Genomic DNA, 13401 nt, shown 5'->3' with positions numbered 1-13401 from the left:
TAATATGGAGAAGTGTATCATAAGATTATGAACTCTACGAAAAGCAGGTGGTTATATGAAAGTCCGTTCACCGCTGTTCCTGCTGCTCCTGATGTTGTCGGGCTGCTCCTGGGACAGCACCGAATATAGTCAGCCGCCCGCTTCACCGCAGAGTACAGCCCCTTACTTCGATGTTAAGGAAGGTAAATATGATCCTCCGGTAGACCTGTATACCGTAGGCTCCGTGAACCCCAATCTGAACTTTATCAAAGGGGAGAGCCTGGAGCATAACGTACATACGGCCTGGGCCGAGAAGCGGCTTGGCATCCGCATCCGTTATCTCTGGACGATCTCCGGCACCTCAGAGACCTACGCCAACAAGCTGAGGCTGGAGCTGGCCAAAGGCAATATGCCCGACATCGTAACGACCAGAGATGCCGCTATTATCCAGGAACTGATTGATTCAGGGCAATTCATGGAAGTCGGCGACCTGTTCGAGCAGCATGCGTCCGAGGTGTGGAAGAAGGCTGTTGCCGAGGATGCTTCGGCATGGAACCCCTTCATGCGCGGCGCGCACAGGTATGCCATTCCCATTATGGATTATGAATATAACTCCGATCCGCTGCTCTGGGTCCGCCAGGATTGGCTGGACAAGCTTCATCTGAAAGCCCCACAGACCCTGGATGAGCTGGAGCAGGTCATGGATGCCTTCGTCAACCGGGACCCGGACGGCAACGGGATCAAGGATACCTACGGCCTGTCGGTCGGATTCCGCAACGGCCCCAGCACCTGGATGGGAGACAGCAGCTGGGTGTTCGGCGCCTACGGTACGGTTCCTGAGCAGTGGAACCGCCGGAGTGACGGCACCCTGGAATACGGCTCCATCCAGCCCGGTGCACGGAAGGCTGCCGGGCTCATGAAGCAATGGGTACAGCGCGGTTATCTGAGCGCTGACAGTGCCTGGCTGGATGAGGAGGGGGCGGCGAACCAGTTCATCTCCGGTAAAGCGGGCATCATTGCCGGCCCCCACTGGATGCGCGGCTGGCCGCTGTCCTCCTTGACCAAGCGTGACGCTGAGGCGCGCATCCGGGCAATTGCCATCCCTTCGGGGCCAGGTGGGCTCACCATGAGAAGAGGGACACTGCCTGTCAATGGTGCCATTCTGATTAATAAGCAGATGAAGCACCCTGAAATCTTTTTTACGTATCAGAATTATTTGTTCGATTCATACGCTACCTCGACCGGCGAGTTCGCCCATGGCCTTGCGGAGGGCTATGACTGGTCCATGGCGGGCGGCCAGCCGAGCGCCCAATCTTCGGCGCTGCCGCTGGGCGGCATCCGGGTAGCCTCCTACACGCTGACCTTCGACGGGGCTAGGATTCCCTCCGGGGTCATCCGGGAGATCCCGAAGGACATTGCCCCTGTACTGCTGGGCCAGAAAGAGGCTTCCCGCAAGGAACAGTTCACGGGACCTCCGACAGCGACGATGAAGCGTGACGGCGAGCTGCTGAAGAAGCTGGAGCAGAAAAGCTTCATCAAAATCATCTTCGCGGACAGCCCGCTTGAAGAATTCGACGAATTCGTGCACAAGTGGAACACCTACGGCGGACTTACCGAAACCATGGAGGTTAATGCCTGGGACCGCAGCAGCCGCTAAATACCGCAGGGACAAGAAACCGCCTCTATAATAAGGCGGTTTCTTGTCGCAGATACGCTTGGGTGCTTCTGCCTGTTTGTCTGGCGGCGGCCCCACCCGGATCTGTTCCTCCTGTGCTGTATTCTTGCTATATATCGTACAGAAGGACGGCAGCAGCCGCCATACCAATGTGGCGATTGGAATAACAAATATTGAAGATGAGCCGCCATGGTCCGCATAGACAAAAGGACCCCGGCGGATGCCGCTTGCGCATCGCCGGGGTCCATCTCCTGCCTGCAAGTTAGTTGCCTGTGAATTTCAGCCAATCGTAATAGGCGTAGAGCGGGTTCGCCCCGTTATAGGAACCGAGCCAGGAATCCACACCCGTTCCGTTCCAGAGGTTCATCATGATTTTACCGGGCCGGGAGGGGATATTGCTGGTTGCCGTATGCTTCAAGACCCCGTCTACATACCATTTAATATAACCCGGCTGCCAATCGAAGGCGTACGTATGATAGCTCTGGGAAGCATCGAAGCCGAGATTGACAATCTTCTCATGGCCGCCAACGCCGTTCGTGTAATAGTTGAATTGGACCTTGGTGGTATCCTTGCCGAGGAACTCAATATCAATCTCATCCCAGGGCGTGCCGTCTGAAGGCCCGGTGTAGGTGAAGAAGGAGGAGACGATCCCGCTGTTCTTGGCCGGCTTCATGCTGACCTCGTATTTGCCGTAGCCGTACTTGTACACAGAGCGGTACTCCGCGCCGTCAAATTTATTATTGCTGGGACTGGTCAGGGCCAGACGAAGCTGTCCGCCGCTCGTGAAAGAGATGTTATTCGCACGCCAGGTACAGTTGAACATGGAGCCATTCGAGTAGCCGTCTGCTTTTTGCCAGGTTGCGGGGTTGAAGTAGGTCAGGGGCTCATCAAAGACGGTGGCCGCCGAAACGGACGGAGCTCCTGTCAGCAGACCGGCAAGCAGCAGGGTCATCCCTGCACCGAATAGCTTGTGTAGCGTTCTCCTCATATACAATACCCTCCTTATAATGTAAGCGCTTTACAATATGATTGTAGCGGACCTTGAACCCGGCAACTATACCAACCTGCGAACCGAAATAACAAAAAACCAATTTTTTGCAGAGCGGAGTATTTCATTCCCCTCCCACACATACTAATATGCATGATGGTTAAGGGCTGTACACGTTCAGGAGGGAGATTATGGAGGAGTGGTTCCGCAGTAAATGGCTCCGCTGGATGACCGGCGTGCTGCTCTCACTGATTATTCTATATTTCGTCTGGCTGCTCCGTCCGATGCTGAATGGGGTATTCCTGTTTCTAAAAGCGATCCTGGCTCCGTTCCTGGCCGCCATGATTATCTCCTATGTGCTGAATCCGGTGGTCACTATGCTCTCCCGGAGAAAAATGCCGCGCAGCGTAGCCGTCCTGCTGATCTATGCGGTGTTCCTGACCTCGCTTGCGGTGATTCTAATCAATCTGATCCCGATGTTCATTGAACAGCTGGAGGAACTGAACGAGCATCTGCCGGAGATGACGCTGCACGCGCAGGGGCTGATGAAGGGCATGAATTCCAGACTGATTCCGCCCGGGGTGGAGACGGGAATGAATAACTGGTTTTATCAGCTGGAGAACCGCCTGGCCGAAGGCATCTCCCACTTCCTTAATAATATCGCTTCGACCATTGGCGTGCTGTTCAACGCATTCATTGTGCCTTTTCTCGTGTTCTATATTCTGAAGGACTTCGAGGTATTCGAACGGATGGTGGTCTCCTGTCTGCCCCGTTCGCGCCGCAAGTCGATTGTGATGCTGCTAAAAGACATTGATGAAGCGCTCGGCAACTATATCCGCGGGCAGTTTCTCGTCTGCATCATCATCGGTGTGCTCGCTTATATCGGCTACGCGATTATCGGCATGCCTTATGCGCTGCTGTTCGCCTGTGTTGTCGCGGTATTCAACATTATTCCTTATATGGGTCCGTTTCTGGGGGCGGCCCCGGCCATTATAATGGCCTCAACCTTGTCTTGGCGCCTTGTCCTGCTGGTGGCGGTGGTGAATACCCTGTGCCAAATGCTGGAGAGCAACGTGATCTCTCCGCAGGTTGTAGGACGGAAGCTGCATCTGCATCCGCTGCTGATCATCTTCGCGCTGCTGGTCGGCGGGGAGATTGCCGGAATGATCGGACTGATTCTGGCCGTTCCTTTCTTCGCCGCCGCCAAGGTGGTCATTCAGCATATCATCGGCTATTATATCCGCAGAAGGCCGGCATAAAGCAGCCGTAATTCATCCCGTCACATGCAGGAACAAGGGGACCTGCTGCTACTTCGGGTGAAAGGATTGACGGTACATGTATCTTTTGGTTATAATGTGGTGAATATTACGATAAGAAGAATTATCATAGCAGTGCGATGAAGAGGAGTATTAATTCGTGAGACCGTTATTGCAGAGAGCCGGCACCCCAGGTGCGAGCCGGTTAACGGACCGCAGTGAACTCACCTCCGAGTAATGGCGCGAGCCGCAGGTTCCTTAGAGGGACCAGCGTGTGAACCGCCGTCGCCTCACCCCCGATACAGGGTGTCAAAGTGAGTGCCGGACAAAGAATGTCCGCCGCTAACTAGGGTGGTACCACGGGAATTCATACCTCTCGTCCCTAGCGATTATACGCTAGGGATGGGAGGTTTTTTTGCGGTTAGCCCGGCGGAGCCGCAGGTCCTGAGCAGGCTGGAGCGATTATGTTGATTCGCTCCGGCTCCCGGCCCGGCAAATCATGGGCGGGTACATGGCCTTGCCGTGGTTTTTACGGCTCAGCGAATCATGGGCGGCTCTTGGGCTTTGCTGTTCCGCCGGGGGAACAGATGATGTTAACCTAAGTTATAGAGAAACGGAACGGAAAGAAATTTTGGAGCTGGAGAAACGAAGTGTTCGCCTTTATGCTCGGATTTCTACCGCTAGAAGCGGATAAAATCAAGAAATCAGAGAATAACAGCGATCGGAAGCCCAAAACTTTTTTGTAGTGGAGACTAATCTCTTAACTTTTTAAGACAGCAGCAGTACCACCTATTACAGCAACACTCCAAGGAGGAGCACAAGATGAGCGATAATATTGGATACCGCGCCCAGACCATCGAGCCGAAATGGCAGAAATTCTGGGACGAGAACAAGACCTTCAAGACAAGTGAAGAATCAGGCAAGCCGAAATTCTACGCCCTGGATATGTTCCCGTATCCTTCCGGCGCAGGGCTGCACGTAGGCCATCCGGAAGGCTATACCGCCACCGACATCGTGTCCCGCTTCAAACGGATGCGCGGCTACAACGTACTGCACCCGATGGGCTGGGATGCCTTCGGACTTCCGGCAGAGCAGTATGCCATGGATACCGGCCAGCATCCGCGTGACATTACCTTCAAGAACATTGACAATTTCCGCCGCCAGATCAAGTCGCTGGGCTTCTCCTACGACTGGGACCGTGAGATCAGTACGACAGATCCGGGGTACTACAAGTGGACGCAGTGGATTTTCATCCAGCTGTACAATCGTGGATTGGCTTATGTGGCCGAAGTATCGGTGAACTGGTGCGAGGCGCTGGGAACGGTTCTTGCGAATGAAGAAGTCATCGACGGCAAAAGCGAGCGCGGCGGCCATCCCGTCGTCCGCAGACCGATGCGCCAGTGGATTCTGAAGATTACCGAATACGCCGACCGCCTGCTGGAGGATCTGGAGGAGCTGGACTGGGAAGAGAGCATCAAGGATATGCAGCGCAACTGGATCGGCAAATCGACCGGCGCTGAGGTGACCTTTGCGATTGAGGGGCATGAGGCTGTGCTTGAAGTGTTCACTACCCGTCCCGATACCCTGTTCGGAGCAAGCTATTGCGTACTCGCACCGGAGCATAAGCTGGTGGATGCCATCACCACGGATGAGCAGAAGGCAGCCGTTGCCGAATACCGCGACAAGGCTTCCCGCAAGAGCGATCTGGAACGCACGGATCTGGCTAAGGAGAAAAGCGGTGTATTCACCGGCGCTTATGCGATTAATCCGGTGAACGGCGCGCAGGTGCCGATCTGGATTGCTGACTATGTGCTGGCGGGCTACGGAACCGGAGCCATTATGGCCGTTCCGGGCCATGATGCCCGTGACTGGGAGTTCGCCAAGCAGTTCGGCCTGAACATTATCGAAGTGGTGCAGGGCGGCAATATCGAAGAAGAAGCCTACTCCGGTGACGGTCCGCATGTCAATTCGGGATTCCTCGACGGCCTGTCCAATACTGAAGCGATGGCTCAGATGATCGCCTGGCTGGAAGAGAAGGGCAGCGGTAAGGGTAAAGTAACCTACCGCCTGCGCGACTGGCTGTTCAGCCGCCAGCGTTACTGGGGCGAGCCGATTCCGATTCTGCACCTGGAAGACGGCACGATGAAGACCGTGCCTGTGGATCAGCTGCCGCTGGTTCTGCCGGATGTGGATGCCATCAAGCCTTCGGGCACTGGTGAATCCCCGCTGGCGAATGTGACAGAATGGGTGGAGACAATTGATCCCGAGACCGGCATGAAGGCCCGCCGCGAGACCAATACGATGCCGCAGTGGGCCGGCAGCTGCTGGTACTACCTGCGCTATATCGATCCGCACAATGATCAGGAGCTGTGTTCACCGGAGAAGCAGAAGGAATGGCTGCCGGTTGACCTGTACATTGGCGGAGCCGAGCATGCAGTGCTTCACCTGCTGTATGCCCGCTTCTGGCATAAGGTACTCTATGATATCGGCGTAGTCGATACCAAGGAGCCGTTCCACAAGCTGGTCAACCAGGGAATGATCCTGGGGAACAACAATGAGAAGATGAGTAAATCACGCGGCAATGTCATTAACCCGGATGAGATCGTGGAAGCCTACGGGGCAGATACCCTGCGCGTCTATGAGATGTTCATGGGGCCGCTGGAAGCCACCAAGCCTTGGAACGAGAAGGGTGTCGAAGGCATTCACCGCTTCCTCTCCCGCGTATGGCGCCTGTTCGTGAATGAAGACGGCAGCCTCAGCGCGAAGATTACAGAGGGCGGCGGCACGGATGAATTCAAACGCACCTGGCACAAGACGCTGAAGAAGGTAACCGAAGACTTCGAGCATCTGCGTTTCAATACGGCAATCAGCCAGCTGATGATTTTCATCAATGACGCTTACAAGCAGGAGAGCCTGTCTAAGGAAGCGGCAGAACAGTTCGTACAGATGCTGTCCCCGCTGGCACCGCATATTGCCGAAGAGCTGTGGGAGCTGCTGGGCCATGAAGGAAGCATCAGCTATGTCGCCTGGCCATCCTATGATGAAGCTTGGACCGTAGATGCTGAGGTTGAGATCGTGGTGCAGGTCAACGGTAAAATCGTCCAGCGCGCGCTGATTCCGGCGGATATGGGCCAGCAGGAGATGCAGGACCACGCCCTGGCCCTGCCGAATGTGAAGGCGGCCGTCGAAGGCAAAACCGTACGCAAAATCATTGCCGTTCCCGGCAAGCTGGTAAATATCGTAGTGGGTTAAGCGAAGAACGCAATTCTGCCCGCAGCAACGGAGGTTTCCGTGCTGCGGGCTTTGTTGCTGTTTAGGCGCCGAGGGAAGGGCCCCATGCATCACAGGCGGTAACATTTTAAGAGGAATCCTGCCAAAAGTGCAACAATACTGCCCCAAAGAAGCAGTCTATGCTGAAATCCTGCACGAAATGCAACAAATTCAGCACTAACTTGCTCTAAACACCGAAATTTGTGCAAATAATGCAACATTGTACTTCAACCCGTAAAAGGTATAGAGAAATCCTGCAAAAAGGGCAACATTACTGCTCCTTAAAAGCGGCCGGTGAGAGAGGCATTAGCATCGTTCACCCGCAGGGTGATTTTGTTCAAATATAAGAATTTATATGTTGCATACGATAAATTATCCTTCTATTTCTCGCTGAAACGGTACCGTCCTTTAAAAGGACGGCAAAGCCGTTTCCACTTGGTTTCGGGCGGCCTAGCCTGGAGCGTGAACGATGGCTTCAAGGCTGGTACCGCGAAGATTAGCGCGTGTGGCCCGTTCAAAGCAGGGTACCGTGCGGCGGGATGACAAGCGGTATAGGACAGATGAGGGCAGCTTAACGGTCGATGCGGCTCTGGGCGATACTGCCAAGCCCGAACAGCTCGTCGAGCTTTTCCACATCCTCATCATACTTGTCATGTGTGGTGGTGATCAGGCGTTCAAACACCCCTTCCAGACTGGTCTGCAAGTGATTCAGGGCTTGCGCGGTAATACCCCCGCGGACGGCTACCCGTTCCTGCAGCTCCTGCGGGGTGAACGAGCCTTCGGTCAACAGCTTACCCGTACCCAGCAGCATCTCCCCTGCGAGCCGGGTGACCAGGGCTTCGTCGATGCCGGTTGCTTCAACAGCCGCTTCAATCCACCTCTCCAGGAAATAGCTAAGAAAGGCCGGGCCGCAGCTAGAGAAATCTGAGGCAATCCGCGTATGGCCCTCAGGAATTTCCTCCGGAACTCCAATGCAGGAGAATAGCTGGAGCAGCAGGAGCCTGTCTTTTTTATTTAATCGGCTTCCAAAAATGCACAGCGAACTCCCGCCTCTGACGGAATGGGTGATGCTGGGAATGATTTTGGCGACCTTGGAGGGCAGGGCCGATTCCAGATGGTAGAGCTGCACAGGGCTTGTAATCGATACAACGATCTGGTCGCTGCGCAGATAAGGGGCGATCTCATCGGTTACCCGCTTGAACTGCAAAGGCTTGACACACAGGAACACCAGGTCGCTCTCCGAGGCGGCTTCGATGTTGCCGGAGCATATCGTAATTCCGGGATGAAGCTTCTTCAGCTCCATCAGCCTGCCCGGGCTGCGGTTGCTGGCCATCACATCACATGGATCAAGGGCTCCCGACCGAAGGAAGGTGTCGATCAGCAGACTTCCCATGCTGCCTGTTCCGATAAATCCCACTTTCATCCTGTGGTACCTCCTTTCTTATGCTGCTGGCTTACAGTGATACTCTTCGTTAAATGTATGCACACCAGACTTGGACCAATGACAGGTTTTAATCGGATTTTTGAATAAAATTCCAGTTCGATGAGGGAGGACAACCTGATGGATAAAAGAATGATCATCTGTGCCATCACCGCCGCGCTGCTGGGCGGCGGCCTGGTATGGGCCGCAGACCATAAAGCACAGGACACCGGCATCGCCGGATGGACGACGCTGAACGCCGGAATGGCGCAGGCGCTGGGAGTGGCGGACGTAGGCATTGATGGCGGGAGTTCGGCGGGCGGTAAGGTGGCAGGTGGCGAGGTAGCGGGTGGCGGTACGGCAGGTAGTGGAGTGGCTGGTAGCGAGGTAGTTGGTGGTGGTAAGGCGGGTAGTGGAGTGGCTAGCGGGAGTGCGGCGGGAGACGGAGCAGTTGGCTGGAGTGTTGCAGGTACGGCGGGTAGTGGAGAGGCGGGTGGCGAGGTAGCTGTTGGCGGTAAGGTGGGTAGTGGAGTAACTGGCAACGCAGCCACGGGTGGTGCAACAGTAGACACAGGAGCTGGCGGGAGTGTGACTGGTAATGGAGTTGCTGGCGCGAATGTTGTAGGCGAGGCGGGTAGCGGAGTTGTTGGCGGTGCGGCCACTGGTGATGGAACAGCTGGCGCTGGAGCGGCGAGTGCCGGGATATCGGGTGCGGGTGCGGCGGACTCAGGAGGACCCGGAGGAGCGGCGGGAAGCGGCGGTGCAAGTGGAACGGCGGCTGCAACAGCTGGAACTGGTGGAGCCGCTGGCACTGCACCCCCGGCAGCGGCTGACGGCCGGATCAATGTGAATACAGCCGATGCCAAAGCCCTCATGGACCTGCCGGGCATCGGAGAGAAGAAAGCACAGGCGATTATCGACTACCGCACCAGTAAGGGAGCCTTCCGCAGCGCGAACGAGCTGGGCAAGGTGAAGGGCATCGGCCCCAAGCTGCTGGAGAAGCTGAAGCCGCTGGTGGTCTTTTAAGGCTGCCGTTCTGAACCACTAACAACCCTGTCTGCCGAGACAGAGTAAGTTGCAATTGCACTCTGTACATTAGATTATCCCTCAATCCGCCTGAAAACTGAATCTGCTGCACTCCGTACATTAGAATTTTGCAAAAGAGGGTCTTTGGAGACTAAATGAGAGAATCAATTGTATGAAGTGCAGCAGAACGTTACTTAGGCGCTGAGAATGCAATTTCTACTGTATGAAGTGCAATCACACCCGACTCTACTGATGAGCAAATGAGCTGTAAAAGTGAGCAGGACGGGAGATCTAAGTGAGAGTTAGGTGAAATGTGGGGTGTTGTGGGCTATCAATATCCTAGTGAAAACGCAGACAGGTATGCTACAATAATGAACAACTATTGAAGAGAAAGTGGAGATTGCTGATGACTGTGGCTTACCGCAAGAACTGGGATACATACTTCATGGATATTGCCTGCATGGTCTCCACCCGTTCGCGCTGTCCCCGCCGCCATGTCGGCGCGGTGCTGGTGCAGGGGAAGAAGCTGCTGGGTACGGCCTATAACGGTGCGCCGATGGGCGTTCCTGACTGCTCGGAAGCAGGCTGTATGGTATCTGAGCAATACGAGCGTGAGATGATAGACGGTGTAGAGACAATGGTCAAAAAGCAGCGCTGTATCCGTACAATCCATGCCGAGCAGAATCTGCTGCTGTTCACAGACCGGAGCGACCGGGAAGGCAGTACGGTCTACGTTACGGATGAGCCGTGCTGGACCTGTGCCAATATGCTGGCTAACAGCGGAATCGTGGAGATTGTCTACCTGCGTCCTTACAAGAAAGACATGGAGAAGGTACAGGCGATGCTCTCCTCCAAAGGAATCGTGTTCCGTCAATTGGAGAACTACGAGCCGCCTAAGGAAACGATGATTTCGGTATCTGAATAACCAGCATCTACGGATGGGCTGACGGGCTTAACATAGTTGGCTGAACGAGCCGCGAAAAGAATAGTGACGGGCTCCAGAGGAAGAACCTCTGTACACGCATTTGTATGCGTATGCAGGGGTTCTTTGGCGTCTAGTGCTAATTAGGAAGGAGAGATGATTATGAACAGAAGGCCGCTCTTAAGCTTTACGGTCTGCTGGGTAGCGGGAAGTGCCGCAGGATGTTTGTTCTCTGGCCGCAGTCTGCTGTTCTGCCTCACAGGGCTGCTGTTGCTGCCTGTAGTCTGGGCGGTGAGCAGCAGAATACGCTGGAGGATGGCTGGAGTGTTGGTGACAGCGCTGATCGTGGCAGCCCTATACTGGGAGCACAGCGAGGTACGCAATGTGAGTCTGCTGCCTGAGGTGTTGGTGCAACCGGTAAGCGAACTGAATGAAGCATATATAACAGCCGCAGGCGTTATCGCTTCTCCGGTGGAGCGGGACGGGGACCGGGTGGATTTTGTCGTGAAGCTGTCCAGTGTCAGACTACACCAGCAAGGGGAACAGTCTGCCGCAGCGGGAGCAGTGGGGAGTGATCCTGAAGGTGAACGTGTAACTGTACAGATCAAGCTTCAGGAGGAGAGTGAGATCGCTGAGGCTGCCTTGTGGCAGCGGGGAGACCGGGTGGTCATTGAGGGGGAATTGATACAGCCCCAGATAGCGCGCAACTTCGGCGGATTCGACTACCGTGCCTATCTGCTCACCCAAAAGATTCACTGGCTGCTCAAAGGAACGGGAACAGCCAGTGTAACGGTTAACCCCCAAGTCTCGTGGGAGCCGTCCACTATTCTCCGCTGGAATGATAAGGCAAGATCTGTGCTCGGTGCAGAAATGAGCCGCTTATTTCAGGAGCCTCATGCGGGTTATATGAAGGGTCTCGTCATCGGCATCCAAAAGGAGCTGGACCCGGAGACCTTCAGACAGTTCTCTCAGCTCGGGCTCACCCATATCCTAGCCATCTCGGGGATGCATGTGGCGGTGTACGTCGGAGTAATCCTGGTTCTTCTGCGCCGCTGCCGCTTAACCAGGGAAACCGCACTAACGGTGACCTTGCTGCTGGTGCCGGTCTATGTGCTGCTGTCCGGGGCCGGACCGTCTGTGATCCGCGCCGGGATCATGAGCATGATTGCCCTGCTGGCGGCAAGGCTGGGCCTGCTCAAGGATGGACTGAACATTCTGGCTGCATCCGCTCTGATGATGCTGGTCTGGAATCCTTATCTGCTTCTCAGTGTCAGCTTTCAGCTGTCTTTTTTGGTGACGGCAGGACTTATGGTGTATACACCGCTCGCTGCGCCGCTGTTCAGGCGATTACCGGGCTGGCTGGGCAGCAGTCTCTCTGTAACGATTATTGCTCAGCTGGTCTCGTTTCCGCTGACGATTTATTATTTCAACCAATTCTCATTGTTGTCCGTTGCTGCTAATCTGCTGCTGGTTCCCTTCATCACCTTCCTGGTGCTGCCCTTAGGAACACTGGCGTTGCTCCTCGGAAGGGTCTGGAATGCAGCATCACTACTGACGGCGCAGCTTGCAGAGTTCCTGAATAATATTACATTCGCAGCAGTAGAGTGGGTGAACGGATTCACCGCCGGGGTGCTGATCTGGGCTTCGCCTTCCTTCCTGTGGATCTGCCTCTATTACGGTCTGTTATATGGTTTGTTACACGCGTTGAAACGGAGGACTGAGGCCATGCTTGTTCCCCAGTTCATGGATGATGAGACCCGTCCGCTGGCAGAGCTGGAGAGGCCGGAACCGCCGGGTAACCATATCAACACCACCAACCAGCCAGATTTTCCATCCACTGCGAACAGCAGAAGAGCGACGCTGGCCTTTCAAGCCTATCCGCCGACTGGAGCTACGCGCTGGAGTAATTCCGCAGCCATACTGTGTGCCGTAGGCCTGACCATTCTGCTCTATAAGGGCTATAAAGCTGAGGCTATACGCGACGGCTTCGGTTCCATCAGTTACCTGGACATAGGCCAGGGGGACAGCAGCCTGATTACCACGCCGGGCGGAGCCCATATCCTGGTGGACGGCGGCGGGACCGTGAGCTTCGGCAACCGGGAGGAATGGCGCATCCGCCGCAGCCCGTTCGAGGTCGGGGCGAAGACGCTGCTACCGCTCCTGAAGCAGCGGGGCATCCACCGGTTGGATGCGGTTATCTTGACGCATGGCGATCAGGACCATGCCGGAGGGCTCCAGGCGGTGCTAGAAGGGATGCCGGTATCAGCGCTACTGTTCAACGGAACATTGGCCGACACGCAGCCGTACACTAAGCTGATGACGACTGCGCTGGACGCGGGTGTCCGGCTGTATCCGGTGCAGCAGGGCATGTCGCTGGAACCGGACGATGCCACGCGGCTGAATTTCCTTTGGCCGGAGCCGCGAGCGGATGGACAGACCCTGCCGGAGGAAGTGGAGGACCAGAACCACGAATCGGTGGTGTTCCGGCTGGAGATGAACGGCCGGAGCTTTCTTTTCACAGGAGATATGGATCAGGCTGCAGAGGAGGCCATCCTACATTCCGCAAGTCAATCCGGGATTAAGCAAGGCAGACCCATCGATGCCCTCAAGGTCGCCCACCACGGCAGCAAAACCGCCACCAGCGCAGACTGGCTGGCCTTCTGGAACCCCGGGGCCGCTGTTATCTCAGCCGGTGTGAATAACCTGTACGGGCATCCGAATGGCAGTGTGCTGGAACGGCTGGCTGACGCAAATACTGAGATCTACCGGACCGATCAGCAGGGGGAGATTCAGCTTAGAGTGGGCAAGGAGGGCATCTCCCTACGCCACAAGCTCACCCCCATTCCCGTCCCGCACTAAGACTCT

At 55.5% G+C, this 13401-nt stretch carries 8 protein-coding genes; 6 read left to right on the top strand and 2 right to left on the bottom strand.

Translation table 11 applies throughout. From position 1 onward, the window contains the following. Positions 1–55: 55 nt before the first annotated feature. The gene (locus MKX51_RS23300; protein WP_340994033.1) at positions 56–1636 is read left to right on the top strand and encodes an extracellular solute-binding protein; all 1581 of its coding nucleotides are present in this window, start codon (positions 56–58) and stop codon (positions 1634–1636) included. Positions 1637–1916: 280 nt separating this feature from the next. On the opposite strand, the gene bglS is transcribed toward MKX51_RS23300, so the two are convergent. Further along, positions 1917–2606, bottom strand: a complete 690-nt coding sequence (gene bglS, locus MKX51_RS23295) for a beta-glucanase (protein WP_036732455.1) — start codon at positions 2604–2606, stop codon at positions 1917–1919. Between the two features lie 227 nt (positions 2607–2833). Between bglS and MKX51_RS23290 the strand changes: the two genes are divergently transcribed. Both MKX51_RS23290 and leuS read left to right on the top strand, forming a co-directional pair. Further along, complete coding sequence (locus MKX51_RS23290; protein WP_340994032.1) at positions 2834–3901, top strand: AI-2E family transporter; 1068 nt, start codon at positions 2834–2836, stop codon at positions 3899–3901. A gap of 819 nt (positions 3902–4720) precedes the next feature. After that, on the top strand, positions 4721–7150 hold the full coding sequence (gene leuS / locus MKX51_RS23285) for a leucine--tRNA ligase (RefSeq protein WP_340938798.1): 2430 nt from the start codon (positions 4721–4723) through the stop codon (positions 7148–7150). A gap of 589 nt (positions 7151–7739) precedes the next feature. On the opposite strand, the gene comER is transcribed toward leuS, so the two are convergent. Beyond that, positions 7740–8591: a late competence protein ComER gene (comER, locus tag MKX51_RS23280; protein ID WP_340938799.1), complete on the bottom strand. Its 852-nt coding sequence runs from the start codon at positions 8589–8591 to the stop codon at positions 7740–7742. 138 nt (positions 8592–8729) lie between these two features. Here comER and MKX51_RS23275 point away from each other — a divergent pair, with 138 nt between their 5' ends. The 3 genes from MKX51_RS23275 (at position 8730) to MKX51_RS23265 (ending at position 13395) form a co-directional block, all read left to right on the top strand. After that, a complete protein-coding gene (locus tag MKX51_RS23275; protein ID WP_340994031.1) occupies positions 8730–9614 on the top strand; it encodes a ComEA family DNA-binding protein in 885 nt (294 codons plus the stop codon). 406 nt (positions 9615–10020) lie between these two features. After that, the gene (locus MKX51_RS23270; RefSeq protein WP_076082103.1) at positions 10021–10539 is read left to right on the top strand and encodes a deoxycytidylate deaminase; all 519 of its coding nucleotides are present in this window, start codon (positions 10021–10023) and stop codon (positions 10537–10539) included. A 159-nt stretch (positions 10540–10698) separates the two neighbouring features. After that, positions 10699–13395 carry a ComEC/Rec2 family competence protein gene (locus tag MKX51_RS23265; RefSeq protein WP_340994030.1) on the top strand — a complete coding sequence of 899 codons (2697 nt, stop codon included), beginning with the start codon at positions 10699–10701 and terminating at the stop codon, positions 13393–13395. The last annotated feature ends 6 nt before the right edge of the window (positions 13396–13401 follow it).

This window comes from Paenibacillus sp. FSL M7-0420 (assembly GCF_038002345.1).
Taxonomy (GTDB): domain Bacteria; phylum Bacillota; class Bacilli; order Paenibacillales; family Paenibacillaceae; genus Paenibacillus_AQ.
This window is presented reverse-complemented; position numbering and strand designations above follow the sequence as displayed.

What these genes read in the sequence shown, in the direction of transcription:
- leuS (WP_340938798.1), top strand. Translation starts at nt 4,721, where the DNA reads ATGAGCGATAATATTGGATACCGCGCCCAGACCATCGAGCCGAAATGG.
- MKX51_RS23270 (WP_076082103.1), top strand. Translation starts at nt 10,021, where the DNA reads ATGACTGTGGCTTACCGCAAGAACTGGGATACATACTTCATGGATATT.
- comER (WP_340938799.1), bottom strand. Translation starts at nt 8,591, where the DNA reads ATGAAAGTGGGATTTATCGGAACAGGCAGCATGGGAAGTCTGCTGATC.
- MKX51_RS23275 (WP_340994031.1), top strand. Translation starts at nt 8,730, where the DNA reads ATGGATAAAAGAATGATCATCTGTGCCATCACCGCCGCGCTGCTGGGC.
- MKX51_RS23300 (WP_340994033.1), top strand. Translation starts at nt 56, where the DNA reads ATGAAAGTCCGTTCACCGCTGTTCCTGCTGCTCCTGATGTTGTCGGGC.
- bglS (WP_036732455.1), bottom strand. Translation starts at nt 2,606, where the DNA reads ATGACCCTGCTGCTTGCCGGTCTGCTGACAGGAGCTCCGTCCGTTTCG.
- MKX51_RS23265 (WP_340994030.1), top strand. Translation starts at nt 10,699, where the DNA reads ATGAACAGAAGGCCGCTCTTAAGCTTTACGGTCTGCTGGGTAGCGGGA.
- MKX51_RS23290 (WP_340994032.1), top strand. Translation starts at nt 2,834, where the DNA reads ATGGAGGAGTGGTTCCGCAGTAAATGGCTCCGCTGGATGACCGGCGTG.